Source organism: Eisenbergiella tayi (assembly GCF_001881565.1).
Classification (GTDB): Bacteria; Bacillota; Clostridia; order Lachnospirales; family Lachnospiraceae; genus Eisenbergiella; species Eisenbergiella tayi.
On record NZ_MPDJ01000001.1, the window covers coordinates 1,203,209 to 1,225,132 of the forward strand.

The 21,924-nt window shown below is 44.1% G+C and carries 14 protein-coding genes; 7 read left to right on the top strand and 7 right to left on the bottom strand.

Annotated features, from left to right (window positions below):
• Nucleotides 1–39: 39 nt before the first annotated feature.
• Nucleotides 40–2,118 carry a potassium-transporting ATPase subunit KdpB gene (gene kdpB / locus BLA28_RS04995; RefSeq protein WP_207648274.1) on the bottom strand — a complete coding sequence of 693 codons (2,079 nt, stop codon included), beginning with the start codon at nucleotides 2,116–2,118 and terminating at the stop codon, nucleotides 40–42.
• A gap of 72 nt (nucleotides 2,119–2,190) precedes the next feature.
• A complete protein-coding gene (kdpA, locus tag BLA28_RS05000) occupies nucleotides 2,191–4,008 on the bottom strand; it encodes a potassium-transporting ATPase subunit KdpA (protein ID WP_069156197.1) in 1,818 nt (605 codons plus the stop codon).
• 755 nt (nucleotides 4,009–4,763) lie between these two features.
• On the opposite strand from kdpA, the gene BLA28_RS05005 reads away from it, so the two are divergent.
• The 6 genes from BLA28_RS05005 to BLA28_RS05030 all read left to right on the top strand — a co-directional run bounded on the left by BLA28_RS05005 (nucleotide 4,764) and on the right by BLA28_RS05030 (nucleotide 15,535).
• Entirely contained in the window at nucleotides 4,764–7,931 is a 3,168-nt protein-coding gene (locus BLA28_RS05005; RefSeq protein ID WP_069156198.1) for a leucine-rich repeat domain-containing protein, read from the top strand.
• 234 nt (nucleotides 7,932–8,165) lie between these two features.
• Nucleotides 8,166–10,388, top strand: a complete 2,223-nt coding sequence (locus BLA28_RS05010; protein ID WP_069156199.1) for a helix-turn-helix transcriptional regulator — start codon at nucleotides 8,166–8,168, stop codon at nucleotides 10,386–10,388.
• A gap of 198 nt (nucleotides 10,389–10,586) precedes the next feature.
• Nucleotides 10,587–11,540 carry an ABC transporter permease gene (locus BLA28_RS05015; RefSeq protein ID WP_069156200.1) on the top strand — a complete coding sequence of 318 codons (954 nt, stop codon included), beginning with the start codon at nucleotides 10,587–10,589 and terminating at the stop codon, nucleotides 11,538–11,540.
• Between the two features lie 14 nt (nucleotides 11,541–11,554).
• Entirely contained in the window at nucleotides 11,555–12,439 is an 885-nt protein-coding gene (locus tag BLA28_RS05020; protein WP_069156201.1) for a carbohydrate ABC transporter permease, read from the top strand.
• A 44-nt stretch (nucleotides 12,440–12,483) separates the two neighbouring features.
• On the top strand, nucleotides 12,484–14,004 hold the full coding sequence (locus tag BLA28_RS05025) for an ABC transporter substrate-binding protein (protein ID WP_081329853.1): 1,521 nt from the start codon (nucleotides 12,484–12,486) through the stop codon (nucleotides 14,002–14,004).
• A 1-nt stretch (nucleotide 14,005) separates the two neighbouring features.
• Entirely contained in the window at nucleotides 14,006–15,535 is a 1,530-nt protein-coding gene (locus tag BLA28_RS05030; RefSeq protein ID WP_069156203.1) for a glycoside hydrolase family 43 protein, read from the top strand.
• A 120-nt stretch (nucleotides 15,536–15,655) separates the two neighbouring features.
• Here the strand turns inward: BLA28_RS05030 and BLA28_RS05035 are convergent, their stop codons facing one another.
• From BLA28_RS05035 to BLA28_RS05055, 5 genes are all read right to left on the bottom strand, one after another.
• Nucleotides 15,656–16,363, bottom strand: a complete 708-nt coding sequence (locus BLA28_RS05035; RefSeq protein WP_069151630.1) for a response regulator — start codon at nucleotides 16,361–16,363, stop codon at nucleotides 15,656–15,658.
• Nucleotides 16,360–17,499: a sensor histidine kinase gene (locus tag BLA28_RS05040; protein WP_242877664.1), complete on the bottom strand. Its 1,140-nt coding sequence runs from the start codon at nucleotides 17,497–17,499 to the stop codon at nucleotides 16,360–16,362. The genes BLA28_RS05035 and BLA28_RS05040 overlap by 4 nt, the downstream gene beginning before the upstream one ends.
• A 58-nt stretch (nucleotides 17,500–17,557) precedes the next feature.
• On the bottom strand, nucleotides 17,558–18,208 hold the full coding sequence (locus BLA28_RS05045; RefSeq protein ID WP_009255949.1) for a potassium channel family protein: 651 nt from the start codon (nucleotides 18,206–18,208) through the stop codon (nucleotides 17,558–17,560).
• A gap of 8 nt (nucleotides 18,209–18,216) precedes the next feature.
• Entirely contained in the window at nucleotides 18,217–19,566 is a 1,350-nt protein-coding gene (locus BLA28_RS05050) for a TrkH family potassium uptake protein (protein ID WP_069156204.1), read from the bottom strand.
• A gap of 89 nt (nucleotides 19,567–19,655) precedes the next feature.
• Nucleotides 19,656–20,180, bottom strand: a complete 525-nt coding sequence (locus BLA28_RS05055; RefSeq protein ID WP_069156205.1) for a hypothetical protein — start codon at nucleotides 20,178–20,180, stop codon at nucleotides 19,656–19,658.
• 654 nt (nucleotides 20,181–20,834) lie between these two features.
• On the opposite strand from BLA28_RS05055, the gene BLA28_RS05060 reads away from it, so the two are divergent.
• Nucleotides 20,835–21,923, top strand: coding sequence for an Abi family protein (locus BLA28_RS05060; protein ID WP_069156206.1), 1,089 nt, complete (start codon nucleotides 20,835–20,837; stop codon nucleotides 21,921–21,923).
• Nucleotide 21,924 lies beyond the last annotated feature (1 nt).

The following is a 21,924-nucleotide window of genomic DNA, read 5'->3' on the forward strand; positions in this document are numbered from 1 at the left end:
CTCTTTCCTTTCTGTGAAACGTTCCGCCGTCCCGGATTGTTACAGGAACAATCCGCATGCAACCAGGATCATATCAATCAATTTGATGAATATAAACGGTGCAATGATACCGCCTAACCCGTATATCAAGAGGTTTCTTGAAAGCAGCTTTCCCGCTGATACTTCGCGGTATTTCACGCCCTTGAGCGCCAGGGGAATCAACGCTACGATAATCAGGGCATTATAAATAATGGCTGAGAAAATCGCACTTTCCGCACTATGCAGCCGCATGATATTCAGAGCGGCCAGCCCGGGATACAGTCCCATGAAAAGCGCGGGGATGATGGCAAAGTATTTTGCCACATCGTTCGCGATGCTGAAGGTGGTAAGGCTTCCTCTTGTCATAAGGAGCTGCTTGCCGATTCTCACAATGTCTATCAGCTTGGTGGGTGAGCTGTCCAGATCCACCATATTTCCCGCTTCCTTTGCAGCCTGCGTTCCTGTATTCATGGCAACGGCAACATCAGCCTGGGCCAGCGCCGGCGCATCATTGGTACCGTCTCCGGTCATGGCGACCATATGCCCCCTGGCCTGCAGTTCCCTTATCATGGAAAGCTTGCCTTCCGGCGTGGCTTCCGCAAGGAAATCATCCACTCCCGCTTCTGCGGCGATTGCTGCTGCGGTCAGAGGATTGTCACCGGTTATCATAACGGTACGTATCCCCATTTTCCGCAAATCTGCAAATTTTTCCTTCACGCCTGCTTTGATGATATCCTTCAGATGTATCACCCCCAGGATAATATGATCCCTGGCTACCACCAGCGGTGTTCCGCCCTGATTTGCGATTTTTTTTACCGCCTCGTCACATTCCTTGCTGTATATTCCGCCATGGGCTGTCACGTATTCCTTCATGGAATCGGCAGCGCCTTTACGGATTTCGGAATCCTTTATATTGACGCCGCTCATCCTTGTTTTAGCGGTGAAAGGAATGAATTCCATATGGTTTTCAGAAAGGTTTCTTCCCCTGATGCCGAATTTTTCCTTCGCCAGGATTACCACGCTTCTGCCTTCCGGCGTCTCATCAGGAAGGGATGCCAGCTGTGCCGCATCCGCAAGCTCCTGAGCCGTATGCCCGTCAACCGGAATGAATTCCGCAGCCTGCCGGTTGCCCAGCGTAATGGTTCCCGTTTTATCCAGAAGCAGGGTATCCACATCCCCTGCCGCTTCAATGGCACGGCCGCTCATAGCCAGTACGTTTGCCTGATTCAGACGGCTCATTCCCGCGATGCCGATTGCAGAAAGCAGAGCGCCGATAGTGGTAGGCGCCAGACAAACCAGCAGCGCCACCAGAGAGGTTATGGATGTGGGATTGGCCTCTCCCAGCTGTTTGGCAGAGAAAAGGGAATAAGCGTACAGGGCCATAACCACAAGAATAAATATAATAGACAAGGCAACCAGAAAAATTTCCAGTGCGATTTCGTTCGGTGTCTTCTTTCTCGCCGCGCCTTCTACCATGGCAATCATTTTGTCCAGGAAGCTCTGGCCCGGTTCGCTGGTAATTCTTACTACAATCCAGTCGGAGAGTACTCTGGTTCCTCCGGTCACAGCACTGCGGTCGCCGCCCGCTTCCCGGACTACCGGTGCGGATTCGCCGGTAATGGCGCTTTCATCCACACTGGCCGCGCCCTCTATCACTTCTCCGTCGCCGGGGATCTGTTCCCCGGCTTTTACAATGACGATATCTCCCTTTACCAGCTTTGCCGAAGGAACACTGGCAATCTGATCCTTTTTATCAGGGGAAGGGATTTTATGCGCTTCCATATCCTGTTTTGCCGCCCGCAGGGAGTCCGCCTGGGCCTTGCCCCGCCCTTCCGCAATGGCTTCCGCAAAGTTCGCAAACAATACGGTAAACCAGAGGATTATGGTAATCCCCAGAATATATCCCGGCGCCGCGTCCCTGATTCCAAACAGGGATACGGCCCAGAGAACTGTGGTCATAATGGCTGATACAAAGACCAGGAACATTACGGGATTTTTGATCTGGGTCCGGGGCGCCAGCTTTAGAAAAGCATCCTTAATGGCGCGCATGACCATTTTTTTATCATGCAGAGCATTTTCTGTTTTCATACCGCTGCTCATTTATACTACCTCCATTTATACACATTCCTTTTAGGAAATAACATCTGCTCACTGATTCATGCTCCCTCTATATCAGCCTATCATCTGGAAATATTCCGCAATCGGCCCGAGTGACAGCGCCGGGAAGAAACTCAGGGCACCCACAAGCAGCACCACAAATATAAGAAGGAATACAAACATTCCGTTGCTGGTGGACAGGGTTCCCGCCGTGACGGCAACCTTTTTCTTCTTTGCCATACTGCCTGCGATGAGAAGCATGGTGACAAGAGGTATAAATCTTGCTCCCAGCATAACCAGGCCGATGGAAACATTAAGAAAAGGGGTATTGGCATTAAAGCCTGCAAAAGCCGAACCATTATTGCCGCCGCCGGAGGAATATGCATACAGCACCTCCGATAAGCCATGTGCCCCCGCATTATTCAGGCTGTCTGCCGTGGAGGGAAGCAGCGCTGCAATGCAGCTGCCCACCAGAATTACGATGGGAGTTGCCAGACAGCAGAGGACTGCCATCTTCATTTCAAAGGGTTCAATCTTTTTGCCCAGATATTCCGGCGTACGCCCGACCATCAGGCCTGCGATAAATACGGCCAGGATGGCGAAAGCAAGCATGCCGTAGAGCCCGCAGCCAACACCGCCGAACACGACTTCGCCAAGCATCATAAGAAGCATCGGTACCAGGCCGCCTATTGGCGTATAGGAATCATGCATGGAGTTTACGGAACCATTGGAAGCCGCCGTTGTCCATGTCGCCCATGTGGCCGAGGTGGCAATACCGAACCTTGTTTCCTTTCCTTCCATATTGCCGCCTGCCGTTCCATCCGTGCTGTCCACAGCCACCGCGCCGTTCTGCGCCAGCTGAGGCGTACCCTTCTGTTCATTTACCGCGCAGACTGCTAATGCCGCTGTCAGCATGATAAACATTGCTGCAAAAATCGCGATCCCCTGCCGTTTGTCCTTAACACTGCGTCCGAAGGTGAAGCAGAGCGCCACCGGAATGAGCAGCAGGAAAAGCATTTGGATCAGATTGCTGAATATTGTGGGGTTTTCAAAAGGGTGCGTGGAATTCAATCCGAAGAACCCTCCGCCGTTCGTCCCCAGCTGTTTAATGGAAATCTGGCTCGCCGCCGGTCCAAGAGGAACTACCTGTTCCGTAACAATATCGGCCGCCTGAACAGGATCTCCGTCTACCGTAACCTCTCCTGTTTCTTTATTTACAATGGCTCCGTCAATGATTTCACCGTTTTCATCCAGTGCGACAGGCTCCAGCAGCTGCACCTCATCGTAAGGCTTCAGGTTCTGTACCACGCCCTGGGAGCTGATGAGAATCCCTCCCACAATGGCTATGGGAAGCAAAATATAGACAACCGATCTTGTAAGGTCAACCCAGAAGTTTCCGATGCCATTCTGTTTTACTCTGGTAAAGCCCCGGATAACTGCGAACAGAACCGCTATACCCGTTGCCGCCGATACGAAGTTTTGAACGGTGAGCCCCATCATCTGGGAAAGATAGCTCAGCGCACTCTCGCCGCTGTAGGCCTGCCAGTTCGTATTTGTCATGAAGCTGACAGCTGTGTTGAAGGCCAGATGCCAGGAATTTCCGGGTATATGCTCCGGATTCAGCGGCAGTATCCCCTGCAGCAGAAGCATCAGGAACAATACCAGAAAACCAACTGTATTAAAAATCACCGCACTTATTATGTATCTCTTCGCGGACATTTCTTCCCTGCTGTCAATACGCATGATCTTATAAATCAGCTTTTCACAGGGACCGCAGATTCGGGAAAGGAATACTTTTTCACCATTCATAACCTTTCCGATGTAGGCTCCCAGCGGAATGGCGAGCGCTACCAGTATAATGAGATAAACTGCATATTGAATAAAGCTTTCCATTACCTGTCTTCTCCCTTCAGTAAAATAACAAAATAGTAAATCAGCATACCAATTCCTGTTGCCGCTATAAGCCAAATCAGTATATCCATATCTGTCTCCCTTCCGCCGCAGCGTGCGGCATGCTCATAACTTAAATTTCCTGATTACCTGATGAAGTATAGCAAAGAGGGTAAAAAGATGGGGTTAGAGAAATGGGTTTGGTGTTAAAATTATGTTAAAATGGGGGCTGGTATCTGTGGGGTTCGGTAGCGAAAAGGTTTCCTGCCCCTGGGTGGAGTCCGTATTCTCTGCCGTCCTGCGGGCCTCTCCCCTTCCGTCTATGCCTGGGGTGCCGGGGCTTCTGTGTCCGCCGGGCCAGACGCTAAAAGGGGAGATTTCTAACAGTTTTCTTCTTCCCTTACTCTGTCAACGCGGCTGAACTCCTTCGTCAGACAACGCCGCTAAGGGCAGACAGTGTAAGGGAAGAAGAAAGCTGTAAGAAATATCACCCTTTTGGCGTGATGTCCCGACAGACACAGAAGCCCCGGCACCCCAGGCATAGACGGAAGGGGAGAGGCCCGCAGGACGGCAGAGAATACGGACTCCACCCAGGGGCAGGAATGGTTTTGGCAGGAGGCAGGCGCAAATAGAAGTATGTCATGAAATCTTATAGGAATCTTAAGATTAACTTCATTGTTTTTTGGTGTTATATAGCCCATAATGGTAGTATAAGGAAGTAATTTTGATATTTATATAGGAAGAGGGGAGGGTCCATAATGAAGGGGTTAAAACGTTTTTTTACTTTATTGGCTGTCAGTGCTGCGTTTGCATTGTTTACGGGAAATTTGACGGTTTTGGCTGATAATCCGCCCGGTGGGACAGATAGTGATTCTATAAATGGTTCCGTTCAGACGGAACCTGAAGGCACTGATACCTCATCCGGCACTTCGACAGAGAATTCTCAGACGGATGGGAATGATAATACTTCATCCAATCCTTCTGTAATAGAAATGTTTGTATGTGACAAAAATGGGATTATAACCGGGGTTAATCCGGAGTATTTGCAGAGCCTTGGTACACAAGAATTGAAAATATCTTTGACGATACCTTCTTCTGTAAATGGGACTAAAGTCACAGGAATTGGACCTAATGCATTTATGCCGGCTTACTATCCTCAATATGTCATTAACTTTGTATCTCTTGATTTTTCTAAAGCAGCCATTACTTCCATCGGGAATAATGCTTTCTTAGGCTGTACAGGCTTAACCGGTACGCTCAGGCTGCCGGCGACCCTTACTTCAGTAGGTGAAAACGCTTTCTCTTACACCGGTTTCTCCTATGTTTATTTTCCTTCGGGTAAATGCAGCTATGGGACGGGGGCTTTTGGAGATATGAAGAATCTTGCTGCCGCCATATGTCCTGACGAAACTTCTTATCATAATCTTTCTTCGCTCTCTATTGTTAACCAGGACAAGCTTACCTATCCGCTTACTCTTTATTTTCAGGATGAGAACGGCAGTACTGCAGCAAAGAACAGAGCGGCCCTCTATAATATGCCTCTTACTTATGTAATGAAGGATAATCGTTCCTGGATTAATGATAAGGATTATAAGCTGCCGTCGCCTAGCTTTGAAGGAGACTATACCTGGAAATGGAGCACGGAATTGAACAGCTCAAATTCCGTAACGCCTGCATCCCTTGTGAAGGGGAATTTACTGGTAGCAGTCAAATCTATTACGAAACCGGCAATCAGTTTCGGCGGCGACATTAATAAAACCTATGATAAATCTGAGGCCGTCCTTACCGTTACGGCCAGTCATCCCAAGGCTAAGGCTTATAAGGATGCGGTGAACGGGGATGTTGTTTTCTTTTATACCTGGGAATGGACAGATAACACTGGTATTCACAATAAAGAATCTGAATATGATAAGAATAGTTTGGAATTTACTAATTCTTCAGATTTCACATGCAATGTTAAGGTTCAGGCTTTTGTCAAGGGGGATGATAAGGCTTTTTATGAAGAAAGCCATGATTATCATGTAAAAATCAGGCAGGTATCGTCTGTTGTTAAGCCCATAGTTTCTTCAGGAACGGTATCTGTGGATGGTCAGCTCCCCGATTTGAGCCTGGGCGAAGGCAGTACTCCCGGTGATATTGTGTGGGATGAGAATCAGACTATTCAGGAAGGGAAAAAGGAATATTCCTGGACATTTACTCCCAAAGATAAAATCAATTACAGCACTGCTGCCGGAAAAGTGACCCTTCAGGGAACTGCGGCACCGCTTTATACAATCAATGTAAGTACAAGCGGCAGGGGGAAGGTATCTCCGGACGGCACCGTAACCGTTGAAAAAGGAAAGGATATTCTGTTTACCTTCACCCCGGATCCGGGTTATAAGCTGGGGACAGTTACCCTGGATAATATTGATGTTACGGGCAAAGTAAAAGATAATTCTTATAAAATAGAGAATGCCCCCGCTGGGGATTCCCAGGAGCATAAGCTGTCTGTATCCTTTAAGCAATTGGACAGTGATGATATGAAACAGATGTTTAGCAGCCTTCCTGTAATAACTTCTGATAAAATGACACCTGATCAGGGAAATGCCTATCTGGATGCAATCATTCAGTATCGATCTCTTTCTGCTAATCGGACTACGTCTGTTTCCCAGGATACATTGCTGGCATTTTATCGTACTTTGGCAAAGCATCCTAAAATAGAATTTGATATCGATAATAAGGGACCTGTAAGCATATCCGACTATACAGCGCTGCTGGACAGCATGACTCTGGAGGATGCGAAGGGATTAAGGGACGGTACAGTCTCTCATCTCAGTATCAGTATTGATGTGAAGGATACGAATTTAAATACCCAGCAAAGGGATATGATAAAAGCGGCGAAAAAAGATGCGGTTATTACTGACAGTTACAATATCAGCCTGAAAAAGTCGGTTACCAAACCAGAGGGTACCAATGATACCTACCTCACAGATCCCAGGTATCCTCTTACCCTCAAATTCCCTGTTCCCAAGGGTATCAAGGCTCCTGCTTCCGGATATGAACGAACCTTTTATGTTGCTGCTGTCCATGAGCAGAGCAACAGCCGTTCTTCCACGGATATTCTTTCGAATAAGGACAGCAGCGGCAAAACCATAACTGTTGCCACCGACAGATTCTCTGTTTTTACCGTCTTATATCAGGATATTAAGAAAGCGGAGGATCCTCATACATCCTCCGGCCAGAATAATTCATCGGATAATAAAAACAATGACAATAATTCTTCCTCCAACACCTATGTCCCTGACTATGAAAAGGATTTCTGGGATAATGTGTCGAATCTGATTAAGAAGGCCAAGGCCGGTGACACGGTGAATGTAAACGCGGTAACCTATGACAAAATGCCGGAATCCGTAATGGCCGCCCTGCGGGAGAATCCTCAGGTGGCATTAATTGTCAGATGGGACGGAGGAAAGCCGGTAATTATTCCTGCACAGACTGCCCTCGCTTTCGAAAAGGGACGTGTCTACTATCCGCTGTCATTATTAAGTGAGCTTTATGCCAAGGTAAATGCTTCCCTGACCGCTCCTGTACCAACCCCTCCCAGTTCCGGTACCTCCGGCGGCGGCAACTCCTGGGATATATCCGCTCCTTCCTCCAATAACACCACTTATACCCCTACATCCAAGGATAAGGGAACAGAAATAGAAGCGGAAACAGAGAGTGAGAGTGATACGGAAACACAGGAAACGGAAACTCCCTCGGAAAGTATGGAGGAATCCTCTGAAGTGCCGGAATCCGTTCCTCATAAGGATCTTGACACACAGGAGATCAGGAAGACATCGGAAAGCAAAACGATTGCTGTTGTTCTCATCGCCTCCTGTGTTCTGCTGATTCTGGTGGTGGTAATTATAGTGGTATTGCTTTCTATTAAGAAAAAGCAGGATTGACCGCAAGATTAACGTGACTCTGTAAAAAACAAAATCATATGATTGTACCATGTGCTCCCATCCGGGCAGACCGATTCATGTCTGTTTCCCGGATGGGAGCAATTTTATTATCAAAAAGCCCTTATAAGCCAAATCATATAAAATTATAAATATAAGATATAAATGATAATGTCTGTATATAAGCCTCATGTTATAATTTAAAAATATATTTATGTCAAATTAAGGGGATACAGCATGAGGGGAAAAGAAAAGGGTGTTTGGAAGCGACTGGATTTTGCCAGCCAGTCATACAGAGGCATTATGTTTGTCAGCTACGTACTGGTGGGAGGACTTGCTCTTATATTAATGGTAGCAGGTGTTTTTTCATGGTTCAATGTTTATTTCAAGGAACAGGTCTCTGCAATAGGAATCGAGCAACTGAAGCAGATTGATACGGTATATAACAGCAAAATTGATTTATATCATACCCAGCTGAAAAATGCATATCATGAACCTGCGATTAAAAATTATATCTATTCGGATACGAGTGATTTTCAGCGTGATTATGAACTCAGCCGATATCTGCAGAATATGATTGTATATAATGAAGTAATTGAATATGTCGGCTTTTATAAAAATGATACCTTCCATGTTCAGGTGGGGACAAAATACCCGGATATGCAGGAGCAGGAAGAAGTGAATAAAAGATTATCCGAGTCTAAAGACGATATGGAACACTTTGTCCTGCAGTCTCCGTCCGGAGAACGGAAATTATGTATCTTTCTGACCGAAAGAGGTATGCTGTACGGTAAACCGGAACGGGGAATTGTCTTCATGGTTAATTTAAGAAAGCTTCAGAATGAATTATTTTCATCGGATGTATCCGGAAGCCGTATCATTATATTTTCTAATTCAGGGACCCCATTGCTGGAAAATGATAATTTTACGGAAAAGGAAGAAACTGAACTTTGGAAAAGTATTGAAAATCAGCAGGGCTTGAAGAAAGACAACAAAATAACAATTGACGGAAATTCTTATATTTATAACAGCATGCCCAGCAAACAGAGAGGTGAGTTTCTTGTCCTGCTCCAGGATTTCCATGTACAGGAAGCACAAATGTCAGAAGCCAGCAGAATGATGTATATGATTTTTATGGGAGTTCTGATTGCCGTTCTTGGATTCTCCGTCGCTATGGCAAGATGTGTCTATTTCCCATTCAAAAAATTTATGGAGGTACTTAAAGATAAAGCTGAGTTTACAGATAGCAGCGAGGCTTACAGCAGGGAACGTACCCAAATAACCAGTGACAAAATATTATATCAGGTCGGTATGATGTCGGCCGGATATTATTCCGACAGAGTTCTGAGCTATCTGAACAGCCCGGATGAAAAGGACGGTATACCGGATATATTAAAACTGAAGGATCGGAATGAGCATTGTCTTCTTATTCTATTCTGGCAGGAATATGTAGACAGCAGCCGTACAGGCATCCTGTCCATGGAAATCTGCCATCTGCTGGAAAACGCAGTCCAGGGCTGCAAAGTATCCGTTATTGTAGATAAGTCAGAGGATTCCTTTCTTATTTTACTCAAGGAACCCAGATGGATAAACCGGATTTCCGATCATGCCTTTATCGTACAAATCCTGAAAGAAATATGTGATAAAGAAGAAAACGGCAATCGGATTTTCTGTGCGGTTTCCTCCTTAGTCCAAGAGGAAGAAGATTTACCCGGAGCCTATAAAAAAATATATATGCTCCGCAAATCAAACCTGTTAGGCCAAAGTGATACCGTCATGTCCGAGGATGATATGAACTGCAGGGATGATAACGTGATTCCTGTCAAATTCTATCAGGATACTCTCCGCGCTATCCGGGAAGGCGAAGAAGAATCCGCTGTAATTGAAATAAGAAAACTATTGATGAGTATAAGTCCCTATTCCTTTGCACGGCAGCTTCATTTCCTGGCCGAACTTGCGGTGCAGATTTCCCAGCTATCTTATGAGGTTCCGCTGAATAACAGGGAGTGGCAGGAAAAATATCTGGATCATTATATGAAAATCGCTGCTTTGCAGGATCAAAACCAGCTTAAGCGCTTTTTTGAACAATTAATTACTAACAGCTGCCTGGAGAATAAGGTTGTGAAAGAAAAAAATCTTCGTATTCAGGTTGTGGATTCTTTAGACTATATACAGCAGAATTACAAAAACCCGGATATCTGTGTGGATAAGGTAGCCGAAAAGTTTCATATCTCCGTCTCTTACTACAGTAAACTGTTCAATGAATTTGTGGGTATGACCTTTCCTGAATACATAAACGATTTACGGCTTTCCTTTGCTAAAGAGCTGCTGACGGCCAATTCCATAATCAGTATCAAACGAGTGGCAGAAATAAGCGGATTTTCCAATCTTTCCTATTTTTCCGCTCAATTTAAGAAAAAATACGGCTTTACACCTTCCGGCTACAGAAAAATCCTATAAAAATAATAAAAAATATAAAATTAGTACGCAGTTAAAACAGGAAAAAAGCTTATTTCTGTTTTGATTGCGTATTTTTTTTATTGAATTATGCGATCGGCAACTTGATAATGGTGCTATCCGGATGACAGACAGATTATTATGAGGAGACTGGAAAAGAAAAGACAATTCAGCTACCGGGAAGGATGGTTATTATTTTAAATGAGTAAGAAAAAAATTATTCCAAAGAAAAAAAGGCCAATAGGAATGGCAATCAGGCAGGACGGGCCATTATATATTTTGGCCCTGCCGGGAATTATCGCCTTACTGCTGTTTTCCTATCTGCCAATGACAGGCATTATCCTTGTATTTAAGGAGTACAACTTCAAAGGAGGAATCTATAAAAGTCCCTGGGCAGAACCCATATACAAAAATTTTCAGTTTTTCTTTAATAATATATCCACGGCAATGCGTGCTACGGGATTAACTGTAATGTATAACCTGCTTTTCTTTCTGGCAGGCACAATCCTTTCTGTGGCAATTGCCATAATGCTCAGTGAGATTTCAAGCAAAAAGTTTATTAAGATTTCCCAGAGCATCATGTTTCTTCCGTATTTTATATCATGGATGGTTATGGGCGCTATTATGTTCTCTTTACTGAATGCTGAAACAGGCCTTGTAAACCGGCTTTTGCTGTCCGTAACGGGACAAACCTTTGATTTTTATTCTCATCCGGGAGCATGGGGCTTTTTACTGGTAATCGCTAACACATGGCAGAGCTGCGGGTATAATTCCATCATCTATTATGGCGTTCTGACCGGAATTGATTCCTCTTTATATGAAGCCGCACATGTGGATGGGGCTACCCGGTGGCAGTGTATTATGAAGATCACGCTTCCCTTAATAAAGCCAACCGTAGTAATTTTGTTCTTGCTTTCCGTTGGCAACATGCTGAGAGGAAACCTGAATATGATCATCGGCCTGACAAATCTGAATCCTATTTTACTGCCAATGACAGATTTGATTGATGTGTTTGTTTACCGCAGCGGCGTCAGAAACGGAGAAATGGCTTTTGCCTCTGCAATTTCCCTTTACCAGTCCATATTCGGCTTTTTACTGGTAATAACTGCAAATAAAATTGCAGGGAAATTCGACAGTGAATCCACATTATTTTAAGGAGAAAAGATGAAATGAAAAAACTGGGCAAGGATAAACTGCTGCTGGTCCTATTTTATTTTTTATTAACTGTAATCTCTGCTTTTTGCATTTTCCCTATATTGTTTGCCGTCATCGGTTCCTTTACAAGCGAAGCAGAAGTAGCATCACACGGCTTCAGGCTGTTCCCGGAATCCCTGACACTGGATACCTATAAGTATGTATTTCTCACACAGGGCAAAAAACTAGTAAATGCTTATAAAATCAGCATAATAAATACGATAGCAGGGACTGCGATTTCCCTTTTCGTAACCATTACATATGCTTATGTAATATCCGTCAGAGACTTTAAAATGGGGAATAAATTCGCTTTCTTTGCGTATTTTACCATGCTGTTTAACGGCGGTATGCTGGCTTGGTATTTAATCTGCACACAGTATCTGGGGCTTAAAGACAACATGTGGGCCATGATTCTGCCCTATTGCATGAATGTCTTCAATATGTATCTGATGAGAAATTTTTTCAAGGGGCTGCCCTATGAATTAGTGGAAAGCGCAAAAATAGACGGCGCAGGGCACTTCCGTATTTTACTTCAGGTTATTCTGCCTTTATCCAAAGCCGGAGTTGTGACCATTGCATTATTTTATGCGCTTCAATACTGGAATGATTTCTATCTTCCGCTGATGCTTATAAATAAAGATAACCTGTTTTCCATTCAGTATATTCTATATAAAATGATGTCCAATATTCAATATCTGGCATCCAATCCTACAGGAGCCATGGCATCCCATGTAATACTGCCGACCCAGACAATAAAAATGGCTATTACCTGCATTGCAATCGGGCCGATTATATTATGTTACCCTTTTATACAGAAGTATTTTGTAAAAGGGGTAACGGTAGGTGCATTAAAAGGTTAAGACAGCTGATCAGCTGATTAATAAAAATTATACAGGAGGGTTTTATGAGTATGAAAAAAGCAAAAGTATTAATTGCAGCAGCTGCATTAGCGCTGCTGCTGGGAGGCTGCGGTAAAGGAAGCACGGAAAACACTGTCTCCTCAACAGAAACTGCAAAAGCGGAACCCACAGAAGCGCTCTTGATTCTGTACGGGGATGAATCTCAAAGAATGCGGGAATTTTCCGAAAATGAATTTCACGACAGAGTCCTTGATGAGATTAACGTTGATGTGACCATACAGTATCTGCCCTGGTCAGAATATGCCGGCGGAAAATCTGAATTGATGCTTTCTTCCGGAGAAAAATTTGCAACCTATACAGATATTGCCTATTTGTCCAAATGTATTTCAAAAGGATATTATGCCGATCTGACAGATGCAGTCGATAAATATGCAGGACATATCAAAGAATACTGCGGAGGTGATAGTGCCTTTGACGTATGGACAATAGATGGTAAAGTATATGCCATTCCGATGGGCAATAACCCGAATGCCGGTGAAAATTATGTTATTTCGGCAAGAAGGGATATTATGGATGAAGTCGGCATGGACAGCCTGGATTCCATAGAGGATGTGGAAAAATTCTATCAGCTTGCCAAAGAAAAGTATCCTGAAATCGTGGGGATTTCAAGAGGCGGCATGAACCTTTTGAATCTGAACGCTGCTATTGCTTCTGATGTGAATGTGCTGAAGCTTGACAATTTTGTAATGACAGACGGGAACAAAGTTGATGATGATTCGGTTTACAGCTATTATGAATCCGAAGAATACAGACAGATGTGTGAAATAACAAGAAGATGGAACCAGATGGGAATTATACCCAGCTATTTGTTATCAAACAGTTCGCAGGGGGATGCGGAATTTGTCAATGGAAATGGGCTGTTTGCATCCGGTACCAACAATACGGTTTTTGAATTCATGGATATGGTTAAGAAGTCCACGCCAAATGCTGTTTTTGAGAACTTCTTTCTCGGTGATAAAAAACGGAAACCGCTTATGTCCAGAGGAACTTATACCACCGCTTTTGCCGTAAGCGCCAATGTGGAAGGTGCGGAGCTGGAAGGCTATGTTAAGCTTATTGATTTACTGCAGAGCAGCCAGGAATGGGTTGATTTTATCACTTATGGTGTTAAGGACAAAGATTATAAGCTGACAGAAGACGGGCAGGTAGAAAGAATTACCCAGGAAAATCTGTTTGATACCTGGATGCCCAATAACATTAATTTTAAAAGATATCCTACTTATGCGACGGAAGAACAGATCGAAACCTTTAAGAACTGGGATGAAGATTCCATCCTTCAGAAGAATATCGGCTTCGCCTTTGATATGACACCTGTTAAAACGGAATATGCCCAGCTTCTTGCGATTGAACAGGAATATTTGAATCCCATTTCCAGCGGTTTTGTCGATTATGAAGAAGCATTGCCGGCGGCAATTGAAAAACTGAAACAGGCAGGCCTTGATAAATATGTAGAAGAATATCAGCGCCAGTTCAGTGAATTTATGGCAAAAAAGAACGGAGAATAATATGAACTATAAAAATCCCATTATATCAGGCTATAATCCGGATCCCTCCATTTGCTGTGTGGGAGAAGATTATTATTTAGTTAATTCAACCTTTGAATTTTTTCCTTCTGTTCCTGTTTATCACAGTAAAAACCTTATTAACTGGACTCTGGAAAGCTACTGCCTTACCTCAAAAGAGCAGGTTGATTTAGAACACTGCGGCTCGTCCGGAGGAATATATGCTCCTACCCTGCGCTATCATGATTCTGTCTTTTTTATGACAACAACTAATGTGAGTTCAGGCGGAAATTTCATAGTACACACAAAAGATATTAAGAACGGCTGGTCGGAGCCCCATTGGGTTGATCAGGGAGGCATTGATCCCTCTTTGCTGTTTGATGATGACGGAAAGGTATATTTTACTTCCACCGGTTCGGATGAACTGGGACAGGGAATTCTTTTATGTGAAGTGAATCCGTATACAGGCGAAAAACTGACAGAAAGCGTTATTATCAGCCATGGCTGCGGGGGAAGCTATCCGGAAGGGCCCCATTTATATAAAATCAACGGAAAATACTATCTTATGCTGGCAGAAGGCGGGACTGAATATGGACATATGGAGACAATGCAGAGAGCGGACAGCCCTTACGGTCCCTATGAAGCCTGTCCCCATAACCCGATTCTTTCTCACAAAGAAGATATGCGGGCGGAAATCCATTGTACGGGCCATGCAGAATTAATGCAGGATCATAACAATAACTGGTGGCTTGTCTGTCTTGGTGTGAGGCCTGCTGGTATTGCTCCTAATCGTCTGCTGCTTCATCATCTGGGACGGGAAACCTTTCTTGCCCCGGTAAAATGGAGTGAAGACGGATGGCCGATTGTGGGTGATAACGGGCTGATATCCCTCGAAATGGACGGACCGCTTCCGGGAGAACCTCCCTTTGCAGTTGACCGAAATTTCCTTGATGATTTCAGTATGGAAGCATTCAGCCTTCATTATAATTACCTGCGCAATCCTCATACCGAAAATTATATTCGTGATACAGAGAATAAACGCCTTATCCTGAAGGGAACAAGGGTAACACTGAATGATGCAGACAGCCCCACCTGGATTGGTATCAGACAGAAGGATTTTGATACGGAAACCCATGTCCGGGTCAGCCTGTTGGAACAGCATCAAAACATAAGGGCAGGAATAACAGCCTTTTATAATGATTCTTACCATTACGAGATTTACATAACCCATGAGGCCAATTGCTGCAAAGTATGTCTGGCAAAGCATATACATGACATTTTTGTGGTTACGGAAAGTGCCCAGATACCGGATACAAAAAATATTTCCCTTAAAATAAAATCAGATGGTGAAAGGTATTCTTTTTACTACAGTCTGAATGATAAGGACTATATTCTTCTGGGAACCGGGCTTGCCGTAGGATTGTGTTCGGAAAGTACAAAGACGATGACCTTTACCGGAACATATCTTGGGATGTTTGCAGAACTCGGCCAGGCAGCCTTTGAAGACTTCGAGGTTAAAATACTGGAAGGATAGAAGGAATGGGTAATCTGAAAAAAGTGAAAATCTTCTAAGAAGATAACTGAAAAATGGGCCTCACATAATATATCATTTATTATGTGAGGCCCGTTTTTATCTCAGAACCACTAATTTTCACTATTCCGAAAACCGGTACCCTACCCCCACCTCTGTAATAATAAACCTGGGATTAGTGGTATCCTTTTCAATTTTCCTGCGCAGCGTCGCCATAAATACCCTGAGGCTGTTGGGATCCCCGCCTTCCCCATACCCCCATATTTTATTCTGGATATAATTATGGGTCAGGACCTTTCCCCGATTGCTCACCAGGAGCGTGAGCAGCTTATATTCTATAGGTGTCACATGGATTTCCTTATCGTCAATAAAGACCATACGCTTCACAAAATCAATGCGCAGGTAATCGCATTCAAAACTTTCCCCCAGCTCGTTTCCGCCGCCGTTCTGTTCACTTTTACGGATAGCCACGCGGATACGCGCCAGAAGCTCTCCCATATGAAAGGGCTTCACCACATAATCATCCGCTCCCAGATCAAGGGCCTTTATTTTTTCCGTTTCCTCCTGTCTGGCGGAAACCACTATAATAGGCTTATCCGAATTGCTGCGGATATGCTCGATCACTTCCATTCCGTCCATATCCGGAAGGCCCAGATCCAGGATCACCACATCCGGGTTATTGGCATAGCTTAAACCAATAGCCTCCCTGCCCGTATCTGCTTTCAGATAATGGTATCCTTCCTGCTTCAGGCTCATGCAAATAAAATTCGATATATATTTATCATCCTCCACAATAAGGACGTTTACTTCCTTTTCCACACCTTCCATCATCTGCTGTCCTTTCCGTTCCTATCTTCAAATGGCAGGAAAAAACGGAAGCTGGCGCCTCCCTCTTCCCTGTTGGAGGCATCTATCGTGCCTCCGTGGGCCGTCACTATTGCCTTACAGATGGCAAGCCCCAGGCCTATCCCCTTACCGGTATCCCGGCTGACCGGGCGGAAGGTTACAAACTCGTCAAATATCCGTTCCTTAATCTTCTCTTCAATACCGGTTCCGTCATCCTCCACATAAAACCAGACACCCTTATCCTCTTTCTGGGCCTTGATAAGGATGACTCCATCCTCTTTCGTATGCTTAATCGCATTGTCCAGAAGGTTAATCAGAACCTGGACAATCATTTTGCCGTCCATTTTCACAAGCAGCATTTCTTCCGGGATATCGATTTCCACTCTGCGCTGCTTTCTCCTGCCCTTCACATAGGCCAGGGCATTGGTGATCACATCCTCCACAGCCTCGGGTTTCTTTTCCACCACCAGCTTGCCGCTGTCGATTTTGGTCATATTCAATATATTTTCCACCAGCTGTATCAGCCAGTCCGCCTGCTCATTAATATCCTTCCCGAGACTCATAATGCTCTCCGGATCCATCTTGTCCCCGGACTCCGCTATCAGGCTGCTCGCCCCGGCGATCCCGGTCAGGGGCGTGCGCAGATCATGGGATATGCTGCGCAGGAGATTGCTGCGCATCTGTTCCTTTTCCATGGCGAACTTAATCCGTTCCTGTTCCATGGTCAGCTGTTCCGCAAGCTGTTCGTTTTTCCGGGCAACCTCCACCTGCTTTCGGAAGCGGACGGTAAGATTGGAGGAAATCAATGCGGCCACCAGAAAAAAGAGAAGAAGGATTACATCATCCTGGTTGGAAATGGAAAAGGTTCGCACCGGCTCCGTAAAAAGATAATTGAAAACCATCACGCTTACCACCGACGCGGTCACTCCATACGGATAGCCGTTTGTGCAGTAGGCCACCAGAAGGACCCCTACGATAAAAAGCATGAGTATATTTTCTTTTCCTATCCCAAGCCAGTGCAGCAAAAAAGAAAACAGAGAGGTAATGAGCATAATGCCTGCCAGCCGGCAGGCATACCGGAGCTGATGCGTTCCGAAAAACCTTTCCATTTTCTTTTTCATTTGGTATCCTCCTCAAACCGCCTGCCGTGCTTTCCGCAGCTTTCATATTGCCTCTATTTTATAGATGTTTGAGAATTTTATCAATATCTTTTTTCTTGCCGATTACCATCAGGTGCTCATCCGCCCGGAATACATGATCGGCTCCCGGAAGAAAGCTGGTGATTCCATTAAGCTTGGTGCCTATGATGCTGCTGTTCAGCCTTGCCCTGAAATCCACCTCCCCGATAGTCTTTCCGATCCATTCCCGCAAAGGCGGAATTTCATAAATAGAATATTCCTCATCCAGCTCAATGTAGTCAAACACATTATCGGCGGAGTATCTCACGGCTATCCTCTCCGCGATATCCTTCTCCGGATACACTACCGCATCCGCACCGTTGCGCAGCAGAAACTTGGCCTGGATATCACGAGTGGCTTTGCTGATTACATATTTGGCTCCCGCTTCCTTTAACAGGCTGGTAATTTCCAGGCTGCTTTGGAAATTAGTCCCGATACAGACAAAGCAAAGGTCGAAATTCCCAATACCCAGACTGTGCAGGACTTCCTCATTGGTGCAGTCTCCAATCTTGGCATTGGTAACAAGGGGAAGCAGATCCTCCATTGCTTCCTCATTTCGATCCACAATCATCACTTCATTATTCAGTTTCAGCATTTTACGGCATAAATGCTGTCCAAACCTGCCCATTCCTATGATCAGTACAGTTTTCATTTTATCCTTTATCCTATCATAACTTTTTCTTCCGGCAGCTTCACCGGCGCCACTTTTTTCCGTTCCATAAAGGACAGGGCAAAGGACATGCTGCCAATCCGTCCGCAATACATTAAAAGAACAACGATAATCCGGCTGGCCGCGCTTAAATCACGGGTGATACCTGTTGACATCCCCACAGTGCCTATTGCAGAAAATACTTCAAAAACCACATCCTCCATCAGCAGATGGGGCTGGAAATAAGGGATGGCGATGGATGCCACAACAGCCATAAAAAGGCTGATTACCGCCACATCACTCGCTTTTCTTACGGCATCGTCTTCCAGTCTCCGTTCAAAGATATTGCAGCCTCTGGCTCCCCTGAGATTGGACCACACATAAATAAGGAGCACCACAATGGTGGTCGTTTTAATACCTCCCGCTGTGGAACCGGGGCTTCCGCCGATAAACATCAGAAGCACCGTAAGCATTTTGGAACTGGTGGTAAGGCCTGCCGTATCTATCGTGTTGAAACCTGCCGTCCTTGCCGTTACAGAGCTGAATGCAGAGGTAAGGACCGCTTCTCTGGCAGACATCCCCGCCATCAGACCGTCTTTTTCAAACAAATAGATAAATAAAGCCCCGCCTACAATAAGTATTGCCGTACAGGAAAGAACTATTTTCGTATGAAGCTTATATTTTTTTATATGAAATTTATTATGGCAGATATCATCCCATACAAAAAATCCGATGCCTCCCACAACGATCAGAGCCATAATGGTAACGTTAATCAAGGCATCATCTGCATATGCGGTAAAAGAGGAGTAAGGTCCCTTGCTGGTTCCCATCAAATCAAAGCCTGCATTGCAGAAAGCGGACACCGCATGGAAAATCCCAAAGTAAATCCCCCGCGCGAAACCAAATTCCGGGATAAACCGGATCATCAGGAGCAGGGCGCCTGCCATTTCAATAACCGCCGTCCCGATAAGAGCTTTACGCACCAGGCGCACTACGCCGCCCACCTGGTTGGTATTCATGCTTTCCTGCAGAATACCCCTTGTTTTCAAGGATATCTTTTTATTTAAGAACATAGCAAACAATACCCCTATAGTCATAAATCCCAGGCCGCCCACCTGTATCATCAGCAAAATAATACATTGTCCGAACAGGCTCCAATAGGAAGCGGTATCCACCACCACAAGGCCGGTCACGCAGGTAGCGCTTGTCGCCGTAAACAAAGCGGTAAGGGGCGTAGCCATCTCACCGCTTTTTGTGGCTATGGGAAGCATCAAAATGAGCGTTCCCGCAGCAATTACCAGAAAATATCCCAACGCAATAATCTGCGCCTGTGTCAATTTTTTTCTGATATAATGAAACATTTTCTTATCCTTTTCCTTTTGCTATATTTCTGTCGGGAGATACTCCCCGGCCAGTCATGCTTTCCGCTTATTTCCGCACAATCCGCTGTCTATCCGTTTCCCGTGCACTGCCTCATAAAAAGATGATACAGTCCCTCCGGGGTTGCACCGGTCTTTTCCAGAACCCGTATCCGGTTTTCCAGGAAAATCCCCCGGTTTCCCGATTCATTACAGATTCCGTACAGCTGCTCCGCTCCTGCCATACGGTTTGCCATACCGCACAGCAGAAGGTTATGGTAATCGGAACCGTCTAAAGCAAACACCGCCATTCCCGGCGCACCCGCCACCTCATGCCAGCGTGAGGAAACTGCCATCATTTCTTCCCTTGCCTTGCTGTCAAATTCGGGAATCCGCAGGCAGCTGACGCCGTTTTCCTTCAGTTTCTCCTCGAACAGAATGGCCAGTTCTCCTTCTCCGCCTATCAGGACCTCGTAATCATCATCCGGCGCCGCATCCTTTGGCCTGAAATGATAGCCTTTCAGAATATCATTCATTTGCCCGGTAAATACGAAGCCTACAATAAGCAGATAAGCCGTTAATGCTGTAAGCAGCAAAATATTTGTTAAAATAGTCATTTCATAATCGCCTCCTTGCTTTTTTCCTGCGTAAATTTTATTTCTTCACAGGAAGAGGATGCCAGCCTAAACTCTTTTCTTGGTTTAAGCATAGCATCCCCGGTATTAAGATAGTCTTAAGAATGATTATGAGGGCATTAAGATTGTAATAAGATTGAAAACCCGCATAAACACTGGATTTTCTGTACTTTATACGTAAATATAACAGGCATCATGTTACTGATTTGCTGTTAATTATATTAACTTGTTCTTATGCATATATCACTATGCTGTAGTCTCTATACAAAATATGGTAGCTGCCGCTTTGTCTCTAAAGCTTAACTTGTAGTTGAAAAATGGGAAGCAATAAATTATAATATAATAAATTTCAAAAAATTCATATCTGTTTGTTATGTTTTGCACATCAGCTTTTAAATCTTTTAAGAATTAGGCAAGCCCAATGGACGGTGCCTGCCGCCTCCTCACTTTCTCATGTTCTCTGCAAATCCATCAAAACGATACCCAAAATACGGTATAATAAAAAATAATGAATATATTGACAAGGTTCTGACATACAATTATAATGTAGCTAATTAGCGAATGACTGGAGTCCGGTCACAGAAGGAGCCTTGGAATTTTTATTCCAGGCTCTTTTTGTTGCACGAGGTATTTACTATGGATAAAAATATTGTATACACTACTCCATCCCAACAACTGGAATTATTAAAAAAGAAAAACCTAATAATTAATGATGAAATCTCTGCCCTTAATAAAATTGAGAGATATGGTTTTTATAATATTATTAACAGCTACAAAGAGCCTTACACAGAAACTAAAAATGGGAAAAGAATATATAAAACCGGGATCACTTTTGAACAAATTTTTTCTTTGTTCACTTTAGATCATAACCTTCGCAATTCAATTATGGCTGCCATGCTCGACTTAGAGGAACATTTACGGGCCGTTACCGCTGATGTAATTGCAGAATCTTTTGGAATTGATAATAATGAATACTTAAAATGGAATCATTATCGTGACAGGAAGGTTACCCGTGACCGCTTCAGTCTAAAAGGTATCCTTAGCACCTTGCAGCAAAATGTTTATTCAGACAAGGATCCAATAAAATATTATCGGGAAAAATATGGCATTGTACCGCCTTGGATTTTATTTAAGGGAACTTATTTCAGTACACTCATTAATTACATAAGGCTTTTTAAAAATAAAGAGAAAAGTGTACTCATCTCAAAACTATATGGCATCTCCCAGGAAAAAATAACTTCTGATATAAAACAACTCTTTTCTGACTCTTTATTCATTTTTTTAGATTACAGAAATACGGCTGCACATGGTGGACGTATATATAATTTCATGTCTAAGCATTCTAAATCCATTTCATTTGTACCGGAATTTTTAAACTTATCAGATACAATGTTTCACTTAAAAACAAGCTATGGCCTTTCTCAACTATTAATACTTATGGATGTTTTTGCTTATCAACAGCCTGGAAATATAATTAAAGACTCCCTTCAAACAGAAATTAACCGCCATGTGAAATTATATTCTGATGATATATCCTATATAGAGTCTGCAATAAATATTTCGATAAAAATGACAAATTGTGTGTGGATTACGAAAAACAGTAAAAAATTTCATACAATTCCTACCTGTAGCGGAATAATAAACCCACAGTTAATGGAAATTGAAAGACTAAAAGCTAATGGTTACATTCCATGCAAAAGGTGTGGAAGGCAATTTTGGACATAAA